Origin of the sequence: Pseudomaricurvus alcaniphilus (genome assembly GCF_011440395.1) — a bacterium.
Lineage (GTDB): Bacteria > Pseudomonadota > Gammaproteobacteria > Pseudomonadales > Cellvibrionaceae > Pseudomaricurvus > Pseudomaricurvus alcaniphilus.
On record NZ_JAAOIX010000014.1, the window covers coordinates 78,324 to 100,330 of the forward strand.

General features: G+C 55.2%; 14 protein-coding genes. 9 read left to right on the plus strand and 5 right to left on the minus strand.

The window, feature by feature from the left end; genetic code table 11:
• Positions 1-4: 4 nt before the first annotated feature.
• From G8764_RS21000 to G8764_RS21040, 9 genes are all read left to right on the plus strand, one after another.
• Positions 5-967, plus strand: coding sequence for a DUF4862 family protein (locus G8764_RS21000; protein ID WP_166167902.1), 963 nt, complete (start codon positions 5-7; stop codon positions 965-967).
• A gap of 465 nt (positions 968-1,432) precedes the next feature.
• Entirely contained in the window at positions 1,433-4,273 is a 2,841-nt protein-coding gene (locus tag G8764_RS21005; protein ID WP_166167904.1) for a TonB-dependent receptor, read from the plus strand.
• Between the two features lie 96 nt (positions 4,274-4,369).
• Positions 4,370-5,899 (plus strand): tryptophan halogenase family protein, encoded by a 1,530-nt coding sequence (locus G8764_RS21010; RefSeq protein WP_166167907.1) that lies wholly within the window; start codon positions 4,370-4,372, stop codon positions 5,897-5,899.
• A gap of 279 nt (positions 5,900-6,178) precedes the next feature.
• Entirely contained in the window at positions 6,179-7,768 is a 1,590-nt protein-coding gene (locus G8764_RS21015; RefSeq protein ID WP_166167910.1) for a sugar porter family MFS transporter, read from the plus strand.
• 33 nt (positions 7,769-7,801) lie between these two features.
• Entirely contained in the window at positions 7,802-8,581 is a 780-nt protein-coding gene (locus tag G8764_RS21020; RefSeq protein WP_166167913.1) for a glucose 1-dehydrogenase, read from the plus strand.
• A 422-nt stretch (positions 8,582-9,003) separates the two neighbouring features.
• Positions 9,004-10,968, plus strand: a complete 1,965-nt coding sequence (locus G8764_RS21025) for a fructose-1,6-bisphosphatase (protein WP_166167916.1) — start codon at positions 9,004-9,006, stop codon at positions 10,966-10,968.
• A gap of 252 nt (positions 10,969-11,220) precedes the next feature.
• The gene (locus G8764_RS21030) at positions 11,221-12,033 is read left to right on the plus strand and encodes a universal stress protein (protein ID WP_166167919.1); all 813 of its coding nucleotides are present in this window, start codon (positions 11,221-11,223) and stop codon (positions 12,031-12,033) included.
• A gap of 248 nt (positions 12,034-12,281) precedes the next feature.
• Positions 12,282-12,962, plus strand: coding sequence for a FadR/GntR family transcriptional regulator (locus tag G8764_RS21035; protein ID WP_243748937.1), 681 nt, complete (start codon positions 12,282-12,284; stop codon positions 12,960-12,962).
• A 68-nt stretch (positions 12,963-13,030) separates the two neighbouring features.
• The gene (locus G8764_RS21040; RefSeq protein WP_166167925.1) at positions 13,031-13,795 is read left to right on the plus strand and encodes a FadR/GntR family transcriptional regulator; all 765 of its coding nucleotides are present in this window, start codon (positions 13,031-13,033) and stop codon (positions 13,793-13,795) included.
• A 100-nt stretch (positions 13,796-13,895) separates the two neighbouring features.
• Here the strand turns inward: G8764_RS21040 and G8764_RS21045 are convergent, their stop codons facing one another.
• The 5 genes from G8764_RS21045 to G8764_RS21065 all read right to left on the minus strand — a co-directional run bounded on the left by G8764_RS21045 (position 13,896) and on the right by G8764_RS21065 (position 21,913).
• Positions 13,896-14,855 (minus strand): aldose epimerase family protein, encoded by a 960-nt coding sequence (locus G8764_RS21045; RefSeq protein WP_166167928.1) that lies wholly within the window; start codon positions 14,853-14,855, stop codon positions 13,896-13,898.
• Positions 14,856-14,970: 115 nt separating this feature from the next.
• On the minus strand, positions 14,971-16,938 hold the full coding sequence (locus tag G8764_RS21050; protein WP_166167931.1) for a CRTAC1 family protein: 1,968 nt from the start codon (positions 16,936-16,938) through the stop codon (positions 14,971-14,973).
• Between the two features lie 26 nt (positions 16,939-16,964).
• Positions 16,965-18,395, minus strand: coding sequence for a sulfatase family protein (locus G8764_RS21055; RefSeq protein ID WP_166167934.1), 1,431 nt, complete (start codon positions 18,393-18,395; stop codon positions 16,965-16,967).
• Positions 18,396-18,753: 358 nt separating this feature from the next.
• On the minus strand, positions 18,754-20,295 hold the full coding sequence (locus G8764_RS21060; protein ID WP_166167937.1) for a family 16 glycosylhydrolase: 1,542 nt from the start codon (positions 20,293-20,295) through the stop codon (positions 18,754-18,756).
• 166 nt (positions 20,296-20,461) lie between these two features.
• Positions 20,462-21,913 (minus strand): sulfatase-like hydrolase/transferase, encoded by a 1,452-nt coding sequence (locus tag G8764_RS21065; protein WP_166167940.1) that lies wholly within the window; start codon positions 21,911-21,913, stop codon positions 20,462-20,464.
• Positions 21,914-22,007 lie beyond the last annotated feature (94 nt).

The window sequence follows — 22,007 nt, forward strand, 5'->3', positions numbered from 1 at the left end:
TACTATGAAATACATCCTTGGCGCCTACAGCACTGCTCCAGTAACTGCGGAGTGGAACCCGGAGTTACAAGCGCAATACTTTGCGCAATTGAAAACGTTGCCCAATCTGCAGGGGCTGGAGCACCCGTTTGCCGGTAGCCTGCACCCCTATGATGAGCAGTGGTTCCTGCAAAATATTGACCCTCAATGGGACTTTGTCTTCACCTGTATACCAGGCGTCATGGATCACATTGGTCGCGACCCGGAATTTGGTCTCGCTGCCGATGATGAGCGGGGTCGACAGGCGGCACTGGAGTTTTGTGAGCAAGCCCGGCTAGCGGTGTTGCAGCTCAACCGTCATGTTGGGCGCCAGGCGGTTAAATTTGTGCAGCTGCACAGCAGTCCCAATCGCGCCAAAGCCAGTTCCTCATCGGCTCGGGCCTTACAAGCGTCACTGGAAACCTTGCACAGTCGGGATTGGGATGGGGCCGGGTTGCTGATTGAGCACTGTGATACCTATATAGAAGGGCAGGCGCCGGCCAAGGGTTTCCTCACCATCGAGGAAGAGATTGCGGCGCTAACTGCGGCCAATGAAAGCACCGGCGGCAGTATGGGAATCTGCATCAATTGGGGCCGCTCGGCACTGGAAACCCGAAATGCCCAGGGCCCGCTTGACCATATTGCCAAGGCCCGCAGTGCCGACCTGTTGCGCGGCTTGATGTTTTCCGGCGCATCTCCCGCAGACTCTCCCTATGGCGCCTGGAAAGACAGCCATATGCCGCCGGCGCAGGCGTTTGGTATCAAGCACTTCGCCAGCGACTCGTTACTCACCGCCGACGAGATGCGCAAGTGCCTGCACGCCAGCGATTATAAAAACCTCGATTATTTAGGGGTAAAAATAGCCGTCAGGCCGGCGGAGTCAGGTGTCGCAGAACGGGTTGCGTTTAATCGCGATGCGCTGGCGATACTGGACCAGCTTACGGCTTGAGTTAGCCATTAAATAAGGCCAGCCTGTCACCCGGCGCAGCATTTTTTGCCCGTGTGTTTGCTGGCACTTCGAAAATTAGTGTGCATCCAGAAACTGGAAGATTCACTTTACTCTGGTTTCCCCGTTAACCAAGATGAAAAAGCAGCGCTTCTGGAGAGGCGCTGATCAATTTTCCTCGCATGACCCATCTCGCCGCCTGTTGGTTGGCGCTCCTGAATATTTTTCCAGTACCCGCTTTCTTGTAATTCTGCTCGCATAAAAACAGGCGAACATATTGCACCCTTAAACATCATATGTTTAAATAAATACTATTAAAAGCACTACTTAAGAAAGTCTGCTAAAGATACAGCGGCGCATGATCTCCGCCCTGTGTCCCCGGTTACGCCCGGTTTGGCAGGACAGCTTAAGCGCCAGTTTATAACTATAAATTCAATTCAACCCCAAGCTAAAAAGGTGGCAATCTCGATGTTATATAAACACAAATTGACAGCGGCAATAATGGCGGTGATTTCCTGCGCATCCATCGGTGATGTTGTTGCAGAGCAGTCCGGTCCCCTGATGGAAGAAGTAGCGGTTACCGGCATACGCCGAAGTTTACAGGCCGCCTCCGACCTGAAGCGAGACAGTGCGGTTATACAAGACAGTATTGTTGCTGAGGATATCGGCAAGTTTCCGGATCAAAATGTGGCGGAATCGCTGCAGCGAATTTCCGGTGTGAGCATTTCCAGGACCAACGGCGAAGGATCAAAGATTACTGTGCGCGGATTCGGGCCGTCCTTCAACGTGGTGCGGGTCAATGATCGCACCCTGGCCACCACAGAGGCGGGGCGTGAGTTTGATTTTCAGGTGCTGGCCTCCGAGTTGATCGCCGGCGCCGACGTGGTAAAGGCGCCCATGGCCAAGACCCCTGAAGGCAGTATGGGCGCTTACGTCAATGTTAAAACTGCGCGTCCACTGGACAATCCCGGCCTGCATGTGGCCGGCTCGGTGAATGCCAAATACAGCGAGCTCTCGGGTGAGACCAGTCCGGAAGTGTCGGGCGTCATCAGCAATACGTTTGCCGATGAGACTATCGGGGTTTTACTGGGTTACTCTCGCCAGGAGAGCAGTAACCGGATCGATGCCGCTGCCACCAGTCGCTGGGCGCCACTCAACGCCAACCAGGCGGGGGTTATTAGCGGTGATATTGTCGACACCAGTGGCAATGTGGTGACGCCCTCTGTGCTGTGGTATCCGGGTCGCTATGAATTTACCCTGGATGAGGAGGAACGCGAGCGCACAGGCATTAATGCAGCAGTTCAATGGTCTCCGGATGAGAGTTGGGTCAACACCTTTGATTTTACCTATACGGATTTCTCCCGCGTTGCGGTAAGCCAGGGCATGCAGGTCGGCCTGCAGTTTCCCGGTTGGCGCGATGTGGTGGCGTCGGAAAACGGCACCGCGCTGGCTGCGACCAAGTTCGGGCAGCAGCCCCATGATGGCTTGTTCCAGGTGCGTGGTTCGGAATCAAAGACCAAGGCATTTGGTTTTAATACCATCAAGTTCCTGGATCGTTTGACCCTGGAGTTTGATGCCTCCCATTCGACCTCTGAGGCCGACCCGCGCCAGGATACCCTGGTGCCCAACTACGTCAACAATTCTCGCGATCCGAACCTGTTCCCCAACGGACTTGATCCGGACAATGATTTCTTCTCCTACGACATGACCCAGGGTGATGTGCTCGATCTGGATTCAACCATTGATTACGCTGATCCCGCCAATGTCCGGGCCCACTGGAATCAAATAACCCATCAGGAATTGAAAGATGAAATAACCGAGTTTAAATTTGACGGTGGCTATCAGCTGGATTTGGCCTTCAGTGACGCCGTCAACCTGAATTCGGTGGAGTTTGGGGTTGCCGTATCGGACCGTGAAAAAACCCGGAACGTATTCGCGACCCCGCATGTTGATAACTGTGGCATCGGCGATGGCCGCACGCAAATTTGTGGCGCCTTCCGCGATATGGACGACGCGGTGTTTTCCACCAACAGCGGCTCTGGCTTTCTGGGTGAGGAATCCGGTAACTTTCCCCGTGATTTTATAGTCGTAAACAGTGTTGACCAATATCACGCGGCGATCGCGGCGATGTCCGGAGTGAGTGATTGGCCGAATGAGCAATTTGACGAAACTCGTTCAACCACTACCAGCGAAGAGACCCGGTCTGTCTATGGCCAGTTAAATTTCTCCGGCGTTTTGGGGGATAATGATTGGAGTGGTAACCTGGGTTTGCGCTATGTTGAGACCGACACCCAATCAACCGGTTTTGGCAAGGAGAGGATCAGTATTGAGCCGGGAATCGACACCAGCAACCAGGCGATTATTGACGTCACCTATACCGAGCCAGGGCAATTGAAAAAGAGCCACAGCTACGACAATGTCCTGCCGAGCTTGAATCTGTCCTACAATTTGACCGAGAACCTGCTGCTGCGCGCAGCGGCGGCAAAAGTGATTTCGCGCCCGGCAATCGAGGATATTGGCGTCAATAAGAACTATGTCGATGTGCAGGCAGTGAACTTCCGCACGTCCGGGGGCAATCCGTTCCTGAATCCCTACGAGGCAACCCAGTTTGACCTGTCGCTGGAATACTATCACGATTCCGGCAGCGCCTACGCGATCAACCTGTTTCGCAAGGATATCGATACCTTTATCTCTACCGAAACCTTTCGCGATGAGACACCCAATGTGGTGGTCAATGGCGAATCCGTTGACATGAGCTACGAGCTGCCGGGCTTTGGTTCCATTGTTGAAACCATCACCCAGAAAGGCAATCGTTCGGGTGGCCAAATTACCGGGGTGGAACTCTCTGCCTTGCATTACTTTGACTATCTGCCCGGGTTTTGGAGCGGCTTCGGTGTGCAGGCCAACTACACCTGGGCGGAATCTGAAGACAAGAATGCCGACCCTGTTGGTCTCGACGGTGTAGCTGAGCCGGGTTCCGGACTGGAGGGCTTTGCCAACAACTCCTATAACCTTATCGCTTTTTACGACAAGGAAGGGTTCCAGGCGCGCCTGGCCTACAACTGGCGCGATGATTTCCTGCAGTTCAGAACCGGTGCCCGATCTGGCGGCCTGCCGGAGCATGTTGCAGCCTACGGGCAGCTGGACTTCAGCATGTCCTACGATATCAATGAAAACTTCACGCTATCCGCTGAGGCCATTAACCTTACCGATGAGCGAACTTTTGAGTACGTCGACGTTGAGGAGCGCTTGTCCCTGCTGCAGTATGCGGGTCCGCGTTTTAAAGTGGGCTTGCGCATGAGCTTCTAGTTCCGCTTGCCGGAACGGGCTTTGAGCGGTGTGGAGCATCTGGCTCCACACCGCCTGGCCACACACTCAGGTAGCAGGTGACCACAGGGGGGCACAATGGCAGCAGCCAGCGACAATTTGCTCAGGCATTTCGTAATAGTGGGTGGAGGCACTGCTGGCTGGATGTCTGCGGCAATCCTGGCGCGGGTAATGGAGCACCTGCAGTGCCGGGTAACCCTGGTGGAATCTCCCGACATACCCACAGTGGGAGTCGGTGAGTCAACCATTCCCTCAATGGTCGATTTGCTCGATTTCCTGGCCATACCCAAGAGTGACTTTATTGCGCGCACCCAAGCGACCTTTAAACTGGGCATTAAATTTGTTGATTGGCTGGATAAGGGCCACCACTATTGGCACCCGTTTGGTTCCATAGGTAACAAGATAGATGGCGTAGCCTTTTATCAACACTGGCTCAAAAGCCGGTTCCACGGCGGTCAAAATGAATACACGGATTTTTCACCGTCCATCGCCATGGCAAAGCTCAATCATTTCGTGATTCCGGACCCGAACCAGAAAACAGCACTGTCCGGTTCCACTTACGCTTTTCAGCTCGATGCCGGCTTGATGGCAAACTATTTTGCAGAGTACTCCAGGGCCAGAAACGTCACCCATATCCGCTCCCATATAGGCGGGGTCAACCTGGCTGACAATGGTCGTATCAAGGAGGTAGTGCTGCACGATGGTAGCAAGCTGGAGGGCGACTTTTTTATCGATTGCAGCGGTCAAGCGGCTCTGCTAATTGAGAAGGCGTTGGGAGTAGACTTCGTCGACTGGAGTCACTTTCTCCCAGTGAATCGCGCCGCGGTGGTGCAGACTACTAACACCTCGCCATTGCCGCCCTATACCGAGGCTACGGCGCACGCACACGGCTGGCGCTGGCGTATTCCGCTGCAATCGAGAACCGGCAACGGCTACGTCTACTGCAGTGATTTCTGTGATGACGAAACGGCGCTGGAGGCCTTGGCCCGGCAGGTGAAGGGGGAGTTGGTGACCGATCCCCGGGTGCTTAGGTTCAGGACGGGCAAGCGCGCCCGTCACTGGCACCAGAACTGCCTGGCGGTGGGGTTGTCTTCCGGCTTCCTCGAGCCACTGGAGTCTACCGGTATTTACCTGGTTATGCGGGCGCTGCTGAATTTTATCGAGCTGCTCCCGGATAATCACCTCGATCAGGTCACAGTGGATGAGTTCAACCGGTTGATGGATATGGAGTTCGAGTGCATCCGGGATTTTATAGTGCTTCACTACTGTCCCTCCCGACGCACCGACTCGGACTTCTGGCGCCGCTGGCAGGAGTTGGCAATACCGGATTCCCTGCAGCGAAAGCTGTCGCTGTTTAAAGCCAATGGCCGGCTCTTTAAAAATCCGCAGGATCTTTTTGCCGATGAGAGTTGGTACGCGGTGCTGGAGGGCATGGGGGTACGACCAAGGGCTTATGCGCCCAATGTCGATGCTTCGGTTTTCCCCAAGGTAGAGGAGAATCTGCGCCAGCGGGCGGAGGTGCTGGCAGCGGCAGCCCAGCGCGCGCCGGGCCATGAGGCATTTATTCGTTGGTTGCAAACCGGTCAGCACAGGGTTGATGGGCAGTAGCACAGCAGCCGTGTACAACGAAACGGGATTCAGTAGGCACACAAACATATTGAAATTATAAACATCATATGTTTAAATTGGCCTGTCGGTGCGGAAAGGTCCGCGTGGTCGCCTGCTGTATAAGCTTACTGGCAGCCTTTGCTGCTTTGACCCCGCACCGGCAACAAGAGCCTGAAGCGCAACAAGCGATGATTACCAGCAGTTTCCGGTTGATTATTGAGCGGTTAATCAGGTTTTTCTAATAAGTTAATAAAAGACTGGTTCTACAGGAACTGACTCATGATTAAGAATAGCACCGATAGAAAAGTGACCATGTACTCGCTCATTGCCGCATTTGGCGGGTTCGTGTTCGGCCTGGATGCGGCCAATATCTCCGGGGTCGTGCGCTTTGTCAGTTCCCAGTTTGAGCTGACCAGCATGCAAACCGGGGCACTGGTAGGTTGTGCCATCGTCGGGGTGATCCTGGCGTTGTTTTTTACCGGTACCTTTTGCGACCGCTTCGGCCGCAAGAAGGTGCTGATAGCCATTGCCTTGACCTATTCGCTGTCGACCATCATCTCCTCGCTGGCGGTCAACTTCCCCATGTTGATCTTTGGTCGCTTTATCGGTGGTGTTGCGTTTGCCTCGATCACGGTTTCGGCCATGTATATTGGCGAAATTGCGCCGGCGGAGACGCGGGGTCGCTTTGTTTCAGTCAACCAGTTGCTGATCACCCTGGGTAGCTTGATCGCCTTTATTGCCAACTATTTCCTGGTTAAGGCCATGGGCGATATCAGTTGGTTGCACGAGGAAAATGTCTGGCGCCTTATGCTGGGCTTTGAATTGCTGCCCAATATTCTGTGGGTGTCCATGTTGCTGACCATTCCCGAGTCACCGCGCTGGTTGATCATCGCCGGTAGAGTGGATTCCGCCAGGGAGGTGTTCACTAAAATTGCCCACGCCGACCAGGTCGAACACATTATTGCCGATGTCAGGCACAGCATTCATGAAGACCAAAAGCACGACACGGTTACTCAGCTCAAGACCCTGTTTAGCAAGCCTATGACATTGGTGCTGGCCATTGCGATCTGTTACGCGGTGGTGCAGGGGGCCTCCGGCATGAACGCAGTGTTGTTCTTTGCGCCCACCGTGTTCGAACAGATCGGTATGAGTGTCGAGGATACCTTTATGCAAACCATAACCCTGGGTGGGGTTGCGGTGGTGTTTACCCTGGTGGCGATTACCTTTGTGGAGAAGTGGGGGCGACGCACCCTGACCATTGCCGGGTTGGCGCTTATCGTGCTTGCCCACGGCTCCACCTGGTATGGCTTTAAGTCTGCCAATTATGTGTTGGATGACACCGCCTTGACTGAAATCGCGGCGCAACAGGTCGATACCAGCAAGCTGCAGTCCTTTGTTGGCAGCAGCTATGCCAGTGATGTGGCGCTGAAAAAGGACCTGGCCAAGGTCTATTCCGCCAAGGAATTGCCGTTGGTGAGCGGGCCGGTCATTAACGCCACTATCCAGATCGAGGCGGTGTTTGTGTTGTTTGGCATATTTGCTTTCCTGGCGGCGTTTAATATGTCCATTGGGCCAATCATGTGGGTGGTGTTTGCGGAGATTTTCCCGAATAAAGTCAGGAGTGTGGCCCTGCCATTTGCCGCCCTGGTGCAGAGTATTTCCAGCTACTTGATTCAACAGTTTTTCCCCTGGCAGCTGGAGAACCTGGGGGCGGCCAACACCTTCTTCAATTACGGCTTTATTGCTTTTGTGGGTATGCTGGTGATGGTGTTTATCCTGCCGGAAACCAAGGGCAAGTCCATCGAAGAGATTGAGCAGCAGCTGGTGCCTGATGTTGAGAGAGAGCCGAAGGTATGTACACAGGGGTAGTGTTTTAAGTCGTCAAGTTATCGGGGTAATAGTATGACAGAGAGATTAAAAGATCAGGTCGCGATTGTAACAGGGGCGGCAGACGGCATTGGTCACGCCATTGCCGAGCTGTTTTGCAAGCAGGGTGCCAGGGTCTGTGTGGCCGACATCAATGGGGAGCTGGGCGCAGAAGTCGTCGCCGATCTCAATGGGCAAGGATATCAGGCTATATTTGTCAAAACGGATATTTCCAGCTCGGCCGCGGTGGCGGCGATGGTGCAGGAAACCGTGGACAAGCTCGGCGCGCCGACTATTCTGGTCAACAACGCCGCCTTGATCAGTGTCAGTAGCGATGTGCTGGAGACAACTGATGAACAGTGGCAGCGTAATTTTGCCGTCAATGTGGATGGCATGTGGAAGTGCTGTCGCGAGGTCTTGCCCCATATGAAAGCCGCCGGTGTTGGCAGTATTGTCAATATTGGCTCCGTGCACTCGTTCAAGATCGTGCCCAATTATTTTCCCTACGCTGTTACCAAGCATGCGGTGATCGGACTCACTCGTAACCTGGCGGTAGAATTTGGCCAGTACAATATCCGCGTCAACGCGCTTTGCCCGGGCATGGTTGAAACACCGGCCGCTTTCAAGGCCTGGGCCAAGACGCCGGATCCGGCCGCGGCGCGGGCGGCCATTGCCAATGTCCATCCGCTGAAGCGCAACAGTTCCACCGGGGAAATGGCTTATCCGGCCCTGTTCCTGGCGAGCAGTGAGTCCAGCTTTATGACCGGGCAGAGTTTGATCGTTGATGGTGGCCGCTCCGCACTCTATCATGATTAAGCCCCGGTAAAATGCCTGCTGCCAGTGGTTGCGGCAATTGCGGGTTGACCCTGTAATATTCGGGAAACAGCGCAGGAAGTGTTTCGTTGTTGCCCCGGATTAGCAATGCCTTGGGCTAGTACGCAATCCTTTCCAGGTGGCTGGGTTTAACTCTGCAATATCCATATTTCTGTAATATATCGGGTTATTGCTGCAGATGGCTTGCCAGCGCCATGGGCCGCCGGTAAAGTCTACCTATCAAGTGGCCCGCTAATAAAAAGGCCTGCTAATAAAAAAGGTCCATCGGTATCCGTCGGTAAGAGGTCCATTGATAGCGATCCCAGCGGTAAACAATGAACAGCATCATGTGCCGGGGCAGGGAGGCTCTCTTTGCCCAGGCGCGCACTCCCAGTGCCAGCCGTCCTACAAGTGAGACAGGCCCTATGAACATCAGTGAACAAGAGCTACCCGGCCTGAAGACCCTGGCCATGCAGTACCCCTCCATCCAGGCCGCGTCGACGGCCATTATCAATCTGCAGTCCGAGCTTAACCTGCTCAAGGGTACCGAACACTTTGTGTCGGATATCCACGGCGAATACGCCACCTTCAGCCATGTGCTGAAAAACGGCTCCGGTTCGATAAAACAGGCCATTCGCGACGCCTTCGGCGATGACCTCGGCGCGCCTGAACAGCATGAGTTGGCGACCCTGATTTACTACCCGGAAAGCAAGATTTCCCTGGTGTTGCAGAACGAGGCCGACGCTGGCGCCTGGTTGCGGCAGGCGTTGCAGCGCCTTATCCGGGTGTGTCGCGAGTTTTCCTCACTCTATACCCGGGCCAGGATCCGGCAGCTTATGTCGGCGGAGTACGCCGGCATCTTGGAGGAGTTGCTGTATGAGCACGAGAGTGTGCAGAGTCGCAGCGCCTATTACCAAAGCATCTACGACTCCATCATAGCCACCCGCAGTGCCCAGGCGTTTGTGGTCGCCCTGGCGGAGTTGATCCAGAGCCTGGCGGTATCGCGCCTGCATGTGATCGGCGACATCTACGACCGCGGCCCCGGCGCCCACCATATTATGGACGCCCTAATAAACTACCACAGTGTCGATATTCAGTGGGGTAACCACGATATCGTCTGGATGGGGGCTGCGGCTGGCAGCGAAGCCTGTATTGCCAATGTCATCAGGATTGCCCTGCGCTATGCGGACCTGGAAACCCTGGAGAGCGGCTATGCGGTGAGCATGTTGCCGCTGGCCTCCTTTGCCATGGAAACCTATGGCGACGATCCCTGCCAGCGATTTATACCCAAGATCGCCGAGGGGCAGGAAATCACCGAGCGGGAGATCAAGCTGCTGGCGCAAATGCAAAAAGCCATCGCCATTATCCAGTTGAAGCTGGAGGGGCAGATTGTGCAGCGGCGGCCGCAATACCAGATGGCGGATCGGTTGCAGTTGGACAAGATTGACCATGCCCGGGGCACGGTGACCATCGGTGACGGGGTCTACGCCTTGCTGGATACAAATTTTCCAACCGTCGATCCGAACGATCCCTACGCCCTGTCGCCTCAGGAGCAGCGCGTGGTGGACAAGCTCAGGCTGTCCTTTACCGACAGTACCAGTCTGCAAAAGCACGTGCGCTTCTTGTTTTCCCGGGGCGGAATGTACCTGGTGCACAACGGTAACCTGATGTATCACGGTTGTGTGGCCATGAATGCGGACGGTTCATTCAAAGCATTTGAGGTGGCCGGGGAGGCTTACGCCGGTAAAGCCTTTGTCGACCGGGTTGAGCGGCTGGCACGGCAGGGTTATTTTTCCGCCGCCGGCAGCGCGGAAAAAGCCTACGGTATGGATGCGATGTGGTACTTGTGGTGCGGTGCCCAATCACCCCTGTTTGGCAAAGAGAAAATGGCGACTTTCGAGCGGTATTTTGTCGCTGAAAAAGAGCTTCATGCCGAGGGCCGCAACGCTTACTACGATTTGCGCAACGAGGAGGCCGCAGCGCGTAAAATCCTGCAGGAGTTCGGTGTCGACCCGGACCGGGGGCGCATTATAAACGGTCATGTGCCGGTTAAAGTACGCAAGGGCGAGAGTCCTATTAAAGCCAATGGTAAGCTGTTGGTGATCGATGGTGGCTTTTCCAAGGCCTACCGCAAGGAGACCGGGTTGTCGGGCTACACTTTGATTTATAGTGCCCACAGTTTGCAGCTGGTTGCCCACCAGCCATTCGAGTCAATCGACAAGTGCCTGGAGGGCGGGGCGCAGAGCGCCGGGGACATCCAGTGCCTGGAGACGGTGGCTACGCCATTGCGAGTGCTGGATACCGATGAGGGCAAGGGCTTGCAGCAGGAAATAGTGGTTCTGCAGCGTTTGCTTGAGGCCTATCGGGCTGGCTTTATCAAAGAGCGCTAGATCAGTGCAGCGCGGCCGGGGGATGTACCAAAAGTAGCCGGATGGTGCGCCGAAGCCGGGTTGTCTGTACTCGAGCTGCATGCGGCGCTATTATCCTGCCCTGACGCTGCGTTTTGTGCGCGGTTGTCGGGTCCTACTGTTACTGTTACTGTAAACCGGTGCAATACTGTGTTGTCAGGCAGAAGGGTACGACTTTCTAATAATCAACATTAGTGACCTTTTTTGATCACGACCTATATTTGAGGTATCAGCATGGATAAACCGGATAAGTTATTAGTATGCGTTAACCCTAACGAAGAGGAGCACCTGGCCTTGCAGCGGGCGATCATCACCGCCAAGCTCAGGGAGCCGACTGCGATTCTGCATGTGTTTGTCTGTGTCGACGGCGAGGCAGTGGACACTCGTGCCACCAACGACAGTCTGTATCGCAACCAGAAATGGTTCGAAGAGGTTATCCGGCGTCCGATTGAAGAAAACAACATCAAGTACCAGGTTGAAGTGTGCTGGTCCCATGAGTGGCAGGAAGCAATCCAGCGCTCTGCCAAGGTGTTTGGGGCCGATGCGATATTGCTGCCGATTCCACGCAAGGTAAGCTACAGTCGCCTGACCTTCAGTGAGTCCAAGTGGAGCCTGCTAAAGGGTGCCGACTGCCCGGTAATTCTGGTGCGCCCAGGCGCGCACGAGCAGCGCAAGGTCATCCTGGCCGCGGTGAATTTCCAGGCGGCTCGGGATGAGCAAAAGGAGCTCAACGCACGCTTGCTGGAGGCCGCCAAGTTTTACGCGGAGCGGTATTCGGCCGAGTTGCATGTGGTTAACGCCTATATCGACTCACTTAACTATCCCGACCGGGGCAAACTGGCCCGTGAGACAGGTCTCACAGCCGAGCATATACACGTGCGCCAGGGCTATACCGATGAGGTGGTATCCGCTGTGGCCAAGGATGTCTCTGCAGACCTGGTGGTGATGGGTACCCTGGGGCAGAACGGTATGGTCTCAGCTCGCCGCGGTAACACCGCCGAGCGGGTGATCGCCGGGCTGGATATGGATGTGATGGTGCTGAACTAGTACCGATCCGGAGGTGGCAGGCAGCGCGCCTGTCGCCTCTGCTTTGACGCCTGGCTGTGAAAGCCTGGCCGATCTTCTTGCAGTACAGTTTTAATCTCCTGCCGCAATCCCGCATTTCGATCCATCTCCCACTTTGGGCCCTTGCAGTTTGAATCATTAGTGATAAATCTGTTGCCAGACTAACATATTATGTTTATATTTATGGCATGAGCGAACTGGTATATTACGATTTAAAACGGGCGGCTAAAATGTCGCCATCCTTGTCGGTGCAGGTGGCACGGGAGATGGGGCGCCGGATTGTTTCTGGCTCTTACGAAGCGGATAGCCTGATCGATGACGAAAACGCACTGGCTGAACGCTATCAGGTGAGCCGGGTGGTCGTGCGTGATGCGGTAAAGATACTGGTGGGCAAGGGCTTGTTGGACGTTCGCCGTGGCATAGGTACCCGGGTTCGGCCCCGCAACCAGTGGAATATGCTCGATGACGATGTGCTGGCCTGGCATTTGTCGGCGCCGCCCAACCCGCAATTCCTGGCGCAGTTAATGGATATTCGCCTGGCGTTCGAACCCAAGGCAGCGCGTTGGGCGGCGGAGCGAGCCACGCCTGAAGACCTGCTTGAAATTGAAGCGGCCTGCAAGCGCATGGCTGAAGAAGATGGTTCGGCGGAGGATTTTGTCATCGCCGACTCGCTGTTTCACCGGGCCGTTATTCGGGCGGCGCACAATGAATTCCTGGCGGCGATGGAGGGGGTCATCTACTCGGCGTTGCTGGTCAGCATCAAGGTCACCAACAAGGATCCCCGTGACAATGGGGCTTCGGTGCCTTTTCACCGGGAAGTCTATGAAGCCATCGCCGCCGGTGACGGCGAGCGGGCCGAACAACTCACCGAGAAACTGCTCAATGATGCCAGGCGGCGCCTGAAAGGTTGAGTCAGGCCCTGTTCTTCAGTTCGGTAAGGGTATAGTATGGCCTTACATACTATGTTTAGATTCTTTTTATGAGCGAATTGGTTTACTACGATCTAAAGCGCTCGGCCTCCATGTCGCCGAGTCTGTCTGTGCAGGTGGCGCGTGAAATAGGGCGCCGAATTGTAGCTGGTACTTTCGAACCGGGTACCCTTATTGAGGATGAGGGGGCGCTGGCAGAGCGCTACCAGGTCAGTCGTGTAGTGGTGCGTGACGCAGTGAAGATTCTGGTGGGCAAGGGCCTGCTGGAGGTGCGCCGGGGCATTGGCACCAAAGTGCGGCCTCGCAGTCAGTGGATGATGCTCGACGATGATGTGCTGGCCTGGCACCTGTCGGCGCCCCCCAACCCGGATCTTTTGAAGCAGTTGATGGACATCCGCTGTGCCTTTGAGCCGAAAGCGGCACGCTGGGCGGCGGAGCGCGCTACAAAAGAAGACGTGGCGGAAATCGAAGCAGCCTGCGTGCGTATGGAAACGGAAAAAGGCACCGTAGAAAACTTTATTATTGCCGACGCCATGTTCCACCGCGCCGTGTTGCGGGCGGCACACAACGAATTTTTGAAGGCTATGGAGGGTGTCATTTACTCCGCTTTGCTGGTCAGCATTCGCATAACCAACAAGGACCCCCGGGAGAATGAAACGTCCATCCCCTTTCACCGCGCTGTCTATGAAGCCATAGCGCAAGGCGATGCCGACCTCGCGGAGGAGTTGACCCAAAACCTGCTCGGCGATGCCAATGCGCGCTTGCAGGCGAAAGCAAAGCCAAAGGCGAAACGCGGTAAAGCCAAGCGCTCCTGATTACCCTGCCGTGGGCTTCACTATCGTCCCCGGCAGCCTTGTTTGATTCCTTTCTCTCGCCCTGTGCAGGCACTCTATAGCGTTCACGCGCTACCGGCTCCTATAGTGCTTCTATTTGCATAACAAAGTACCAGTTGCAGGTCTCGCCCTCTGTTATGGTCGCGCAGCGGTTATTGCTGTAGGCGTCGTAGAGGCTGTCATAGATACCGGTGCAGGGTTCGAGGGCGAAGTTGTAGTCATTCATATAGCCCCCCTGATTTTTCCAGATACCCAGATAGAGCACCTTGTCGGTGTCAACCGTCATTAGCACCCTGTGCTGGTCGTCCATAAAACCAAACTGGTCTTCCGGTTTGAGAGTGCTGGTAAAATAAAACTTCTCGCAATTTTGTGCCGATCGATCTTCAATCTTGCTGATGTCCACAACTTTATTATTTGCCGCGGTGGTGCGGGGGTAGGAGTGGATTGCCCCCTGCTGACCGAGCTCGCCACTGTGGTCAGTAACCGTAATAATCTCGTTCATATGGGCGGGAATCAGCAGCTGTGTATTGGCGCCGGGATTAAATAAAGCGTGTGGCGTCCAGATAAAGGGCAGTTCTTTTCGGCCCTCCAGCAGCGTGAGTTGATAGTGACTGGTTAAACGATTGTCCGTAAGCGCAATCGACTTTGTAAGCTGATAGCCGAAAGCCTGGCTGCGGGCCCTAAAAGTAATTTCGGTGCTACTACTGGCGAGAACTTCCCAGGCTGCGGTCCACAGTTCGCCGTGGTCAGGCACTACTGTCGAGCGCTGCAGCTCACCGGGAAAAGCACATTCGGTGATGGTCGGAAAGCACTCGTCAAACCCGCTGAGGTCGTAGTCGGAAAAAGTAGCCCCGTAGGGAGGTTTAGTTAATTTTTCAGTCCTGGCTTGATAGAGCAATTCTCGTGTTCCAGAGCCGCCTTTGGCGATTAGCGAAGCCAATTTTGATCCATAGCCCGGCAGCCATTCGCAGCGCAAGTGCGAGTTTTCCAGGACGATGGAGGGCATTCCCTTAAAGAAACTGTGAAAGCAGGCAGGATTCATATTTGGCTCGGTCAGGGTTTTAGACGCAGAGAATTGTAATAGATTCGTCCGCTTCGGGGCAGGGTGGATGCCTGGTTACTGGATTGCTGGCACTGTTCGACTGGGGCTTTGTGGTTTACTTTACGCCAATGGTCTCAAAAGCTTTGCCAGCTTTCAGTTCGCGCTTGACAGTCTCGCCGTTGCTCCAGGTTACCTTTACCTTTACTGGTGCCACGCAATCACCCAGGCCAAAGTGCAAAAAACTGTTATAGCTGAGTGAGTAGGCCGCACCTGTTGTGCCGACGCGCTTTACCTGGTTTTTACCACAACCTTGCACCGCCACCACCGCGCCCAGGGCGGGTGCTGCAGCGGTCTCTGAGGAGCCAACTTCTATCACCAGTTGCTGTGCGTGCTTGCCAGCGGGGATCGTATTTTTAAACAGGTGCCATTTGCCGCGCTCGTTGCCGAGCAGGATATCGACCTTGCCATCGCGGTTATAATCCAGGGTTTCAACGCCCATGCCTATTGCGCCGAGTTCAGTGGAAACCACGCCGTGCATTGGGAGTTCTTTAAATTTACCGTCGCCCTGGTTGAGGTAGACGCGGGACCTGTTGGGAGTAACCAGATTGCCCCGGCGCATCACCACCAGATCCTGTGTGCCATTGTTGTCAAAATCTGCCGCTGCGGCTCCGGTGGTGTGTTCCTCGATATCCAGTTGGGCAGCCTTGGTGACATCGCGGAACTTGCCGCTGTTATTCTCGAGCAGAACATCAGCCAACCCTTTGCTGTGTGCAAAGTCGGGGTAGTCGTTAACCCCACGCACGACGCCGGTGACCGGCGACCAGACATGACCGGCAATTCTCCACCTGTTGTTGCCAACATAGCCGATATAAATGCCTTTCTCGGTGCGAGTATCCGGCCAACCGAGAGCATCACTGTTGACCAGGGTCAGGTCTTTGCCAGAATGGGTTTCGCCGGGGAATTTATACTCGTAAGCCGATTCGCCGATAAATATTTTCTTGTCCGGCCAGGGCGCCTGGTAATTTTCTATGTGAATAACATCCTCCGCGGGCAGGTCATCGAACTGAAACTCCCCGCGTTTGGTGTAGAAGCCCCAGGTCGAAGTCGCTTTGTCGTGGAAGGTTTCGCCGGAGACGAACTCCTGGCCGCGAGTCAGGTACAGGTCAAAGTCACCATCATTATCGTAATCGAGTTCAACGATTCCGGTTACATCGCTGATATCATGGGGCAGAACAGTGTCGCTAACATCCTTGAACTTGAAATCCCCCAGGCCCTGATAGGCCTTGATGTTGCCGTCGCCATAGAGCACCAGGTCAACAATGTTGTCGCCGTTGAAATCGGTGAGCAGGGTCTTCTGGCCGTCGCGGTTGACCGCAGGAATGGTCGACGTCAGCACCAGGCCGCCCTGGCCATCATTCTTGTAGATGTAGTTTTCAGTTTGTCCTTGCATCCCGGTTGCAGGGAAGGCGAAATTGATCAAATCGAGGTTGCCGTCGTTGTTACCATCAAAAAACTTGACGGTGCGACCGCGCATAAAGGCGAGGGGGACATCGAACTCAGGCAAGCGCGAGATAGTGCGCGCTCGATCTACCCTGAAGATAACCGAGTTCCGTGCGTTGGTTCCGGATCCGCCGCCGCGGGAGATAACGATCTCCTGGTTGCCATCTTTGTCAAAGTCTCCGACGCTGATGCCGTGGGCATCGCCCATAATCAGGTCATAGGGTTTGGCGTAGCGGCCACGGTTATTCCAGTAGATTTTGACGCTGAACCCGTGATCGTTGAGCAGCAGGTCAAGATAGCCATCCTGATCGAGATCGGCCAGGGTGGGCGCGTCCCACTTGCGCAGATTCTTGTCTTCGGCCGGAAAGTCTTGCCCGGCTTCAATAAAGGCGGTGCTGTCAGCGGCGGCGCCTATTTGCGCCAGTGCCTGATGGGGTTGAGCAGCGGCTATTAATGTGGCGCAGAAGTAACACCGGAGCAGAACGCCAGAGCGCTTTACGGGCGATATTGCTCGGACAAGCTTGTTTCTGATTAGCGTTTTTCCGGCTGTTTTCTTTCTGGATAGAGCTTTTCCAATGATCATAGGCTAGCAAACATTAATCCGTTATTTTATTTGATTGAGAACATTTTCCGGCGATTCGGCATGCCGGATTTATGCCACTGGGATTCGGCCTGTCTGGAATCCCACCACAGTGGTTGCGGGTGATTGCGGGTCATTTTTTCCACGGCAGCTACCATTTCACGCAGTCGCTCAGGGTGCTTTTTGCTGAGATCATGCTGTTCGCCGATATCCTCGTCGAGATTGAAAAGCTGCCACTTGCCATCGGCGCGAACAATCTTCCATTGATCCTGCCTGGCCCCGAAATCTGTCTGGTTGTCGCGGTGGCGCAGGGTATAGAAGATTTCGCCTGCACGCGGATTTCTGCCGGCCAGTACATCGGCCCAGACATCCTTGCCATCGAGGTCTTTATCGGCCGGGATAGAGGCTTCGGCAAGTCGCGCGAAAGTAGGGTAGAAATCCAGCGCGCTTACCGGGTGCGCGTAGGTCTGGCCCGCTTTCACCTTACCGGGCCAGTGGAAAAACATGGGGGTTCGGTAGCCGCCTTCGTAGGTGTCGCCTTTCACCCCCTGCAACGGGCTGTTATTGGCGCCCTGGTCCGTTCTGCCGCCGTTATCGCTGAGAAAGACGATCAGGGTATTTTCATACAGCCCCTGGGCCTGCAGCGCCTTGACCAGCTCGCCAACACCGCGATCTAGGGCATGCACCATGCCGGCGTAGATCTTGCGCTTGCCCTGGAGGTTCGGGTAGAGCGCCATGTCTTCCTCTTTTGCTGCCAGCACCGTATGGGGAGCGTTGTAGGCCATATAGAGAAAAAACGGGCTCTCCTGGGCGGCGGCCCGATTGATAAAGTCTACCCCCTTGGCGGTGAGTACATCGGTCATGTAGTCCGCTTCGGTGAGGCTGGTGTCGGCGACGCCATTGTGTTCCGGATAGACCTTGTAGTCCCAGACCGTGCCGGCCTCGTTGTTCGCCTCGTAGGGCCCGAAGTAGAGAATGCCGCCGCCCTGAAAACCGTAGAATTCGTCAAAGCCGCGATTGTTGGGGTGATACTGTGGTTGTTGCCCCAGGTGCCATTTGCCCATAATGCCGGTGTGGTAGCCGGCGTTTTGCAGGACTGTACTGATCATGGTTTCGCTGGGGCTGATTCCGTGTTCGCGGTAGTCCCCGGAACTGTGGGGGGGCAGGTTAAACGGCGCGCCGTACTCATAGGGGTAGCGCCCGCTCAACAAGCCCATGCGGCTGGGCCCGCAGAACGGATGTACCACATAGGCGGAGGAGAACACCATGCCGGCGGCCGCCAGCCGATCCAGTTCCGGTGTTTTTATGTCCGTTGAGCCATTAAAACCGACATCGGCATAGCCGAGATCATCCGCGAGAATCAGGAGAATGTTAGGGCGCTGTTGGGCCTCCGCGCTACAGCTGGTCGATGCCAGCATCAGCACACAGGACAGCAGCGCGCTGGCCATTGCTCTTACCATGGTAGTCTCCTTCATAAACTTTCCTAATTGCGCCGATGAATAAGCCAGCTATCGGTGATAGTAAACATATACCCTGTAGCCTCTGGGACAGCAGCTTTGCTCCCGGCCTGGCTACAGGGACTTGCTTTCAAGACTCGCCGTGCATCCATCCATGCACCCAAAGCACTCGCTCTGCTCGCGGGGCGGGCTCGAGGCTCCACGACAGCATCCCTGCTGTCGAGGGTCTTGAAAGCAAGCCCCCGCAGCCAGGCCTAACATAGTGCCGGCTGCACGACGCTTAGCTTAGGTGGTAATTAGGTAAACTTTTGGTTCCGAGTTTGGCCTATGCGATCCTGTGCAGGTGTCCTGAAGCCGGGAGCTAGTCGACGGCACGAATCCCGATATCATCGATAAACAGCTTCGCCGCTTTGGTCTCGGGCAGTTCCTGCTTGCGAATCTCAATGCGCATTCGGTCGTTGGCGCTCGAGGGCTGGGTGCGGGTAATCCTCTGCTCGACCTCTACCCATTGACGCCTGGGCAGACTTTTCAGCTCATCGAAAGTTACTTCCAGTTCAGGGTTCTCGGCCAGTTCGGGGTTTTCCAAAATCACGTGGATTTTGTCGGCGATGCGACCCTGATCCAGCCAGACTTTCATGGACAGGATAAATTCGCCGGCGGGGAGGTTCAGCGCCCCATTTGGAGTGATAGCCACTGCCTTATCAATTTCCATGTGTTCATTCTTGCCGTAGCCGGAGAATTTCAGGCTGTTCACGCCGGTGGCGTAGTCGCCCTCGACAATAGTCAGGTATTTTTCTGAACCACCTTCGATCGTCCAGAATTTCTGGTAGTCGTTGTTTTCAGAATTCTCTGGCACCAGCTTTAGCGGTCGCGGGTTTTGTTCGAAGAGAATAGGGCCTTCAAAGCCATAGAACTGCCGTGCCAGCAGATTGGAGTCGGGCTTCTGCCAAACCCGCAGGTATTCAATTTCGAAATCCACCGGCAGCTCTTCCTTGTGGGGCAACCCCAGCCAATGGAATATCTCTGAATCCAGCCAGATTTCCATCGGGTTGTTCAAAATCCAGTCCAGCCCCACATCATCCTGGGTGAAACTGTGGACCTCTCTGCCATCGATAAATATTTTCAGGTAATCAGGTCCCCACTCCGCACCGTACACATGAAACTCATCCGCGGTGCGATAGGGCAGGCGTTCGACGTGCTGGAAGACGTTGGTGGGGCGTTCCGCCGGGGGGCTCCAGTCGTGCCCGGTGGCGAGGGAGTCCCGGGCACCGATATTACCCTCTTTCTTGGGGTTACCCATTTGCTCGTATACGTCGAGCTCCTGCTCGTAGCCTATACCCCAAAAGGCGCCGGTAATCGCGGCGTCGCCGACTTTGGATTTAACCTCCATATAGCCGTACAGAAACCGCTTTTTGGTGATTACACCGGCGGTAGTGACCGGCATTGGCTCGCCTTTCCATTCGCCGTACTTCGCCGACCCCATATTGCCGTCGGAGTAGGCTTCCTGAATAAAGTCGTAATCGGGCTCCCAGGCAGTCCTGAGTTTCAGTTTACCGTCTTCGACCCGCACGTTATGGGGGACAAACTGGGATGGCGCGCGGCCCTTCCAGATGTAGTAGTCGCCATTGGCACCTTCGATAAACCACTTGGACTCATCCAGTTGTTCACCCTCAAATTCATCGCTGAGGTCATGGTTCAAAACCCAGCCACCGGAATTGGTGGGATCTGAGGCCGGGAAGAATGGAGTGTGGGCGTCAGCGGGTCGGGAGAGGGCAGCCGCACTTGCGGCAGCAGGGGCTTTCGCACTTGGGCTGTTAGCGCCATCTTCGGCCTTCTGGCAGCCGGTGGTGAGTGCAGTGGCGGTCAGTAACACCAGCCCGCTGTTTTGCAGATACTTGAACATTCGTTGAACTCCCGTAATGAATTTATTGTGGCTTTTGCGCAGGCCTGGAGGCCCGGGTGTGAGCAACCTGTCCGTGGTGTCATCTATGACAAATATAAACATCATATGTTTAAAAATCAACCGATAAATTCGCTATTGTTACCTTATGGATCGTGATCGGTTCGGATTATTGTGGACGCTGGTTCCCGTCGTGATCGTAGGTCAAGTCGTCGCGGGGCATGCCTTGCAAGCGCCAGTGGGCGCCCTCCTCAGTGGCAGAGAACCAGAGCGGCTGGGTGTTTGACCAACTCCACATTTCCATGCGGCGCACCATGTCTGCCAGCAGTTCTTTATTCTCCAAGCTCAAGTCGTGGCTCTCGGAAATGTCATTTTCGATATCGAACAGTTTCCAGTTTGTGGCGCTTACCTTGACCGCCTTCCATTGATCCTTGTGCACGGCGGCATCGCTGAATCCGTGGCGATGGCGCAATACGTAATAGGGTTCGTTGGCGCGGGGATTTTTGTTGGCGCTGAGGTAGGGGAAAATATTCTTGCCGTCGAGAACCTTGCCTTGAGGAATCCGGGCGCCGGCCAGGGCCGCAAAGCTGGGGTAGAAATCCAGCGCCAGTACCGGGTGCTCGAAGCGCCTGTTGCCGGGCAGTTTTTGTGGCCAGTGGAACAGCATAGGTACCCGCGAGCCACCTTCATAGACGCTGCCCTTGCCCTCCCTGAGGGGGTAGTTATTGCCGCCCGCGGTGAGCTTGCCGCCATTGTCACTGGTAAATACAATCAGGGTGTTGTCCAGTTGGCCGGACTGCTGCAAGGCGTTCACGATGCGGCCAACGCCCCTGTCCACGGCGTAAACCATGCCGGCATAGGTTTTGCGTTTGGAATCTTTGATATCGGGGAACATCGCCATATCTTCCGCCTTGGCCTGCAGCGGTGTATGGGGTGCGTTATAGGCCAGGTAGAGGAAAAAGGGTTGCTTCGCATCGGCGGCTTTTTTTACAAAGGCCACCGCTTCTCGCGACAGGGCGTCGGTCATGTATTCTGTTTCCACAACGGCCTTGCCGTTGTGCTGTATGGGCAATTGGTATTCGGGTATATAAGTAAACTCTTCTCCCAGGCTGCCTTTGTTGGTCTGTGCGTAAGACGCCGGGAAATATTCGTGACCGCCACCCAGGAAGCCGTAGAATTCATCAAAGCCGCGCCGATTCGGGTGGAATTGGGGCGCCTCGCCCAGGTGCCATTTGCCTAGCGCACCGGTGAGGTAGCCACTGTCCTTTAACACCTGCGCGATAAAAACCTCTTGCAGCGGGATACCGAGGCCGGATCGCTCGGGCAAATTAAACGGTGCGCCGTAGTGGTGGGGGTAGCGCCCTGTCAGTAATCCCGCGCGGCTGGGGCCACAAAAAGGGTGTGCGGCATAGGCCCGGGTGAAAGTCGTTCCCTGCCGTGCCAGTTGATCGAGGTTGGGCGTGACAATGTCTTTTGCGCCGTTAAAGCCCACATCCGCATAACCCAGGTCATCCGCCAGGATGAAGAGAATATTGGGCCGGTCAGCGGCCATTGCGGTCGAGGCAACAGAGCACAGCGTCAGAATAAATGCCAAATACTTACAGGTTTGTGCAAGTTGCATAGAGAGGGTCCTCTTGCTTTTATCGAGTAGGGCGGTGCGCCCGTCGGAGCCATAAACAGCTCTAACAAGGCGCACTCAGCAGGCGACAGGGCCA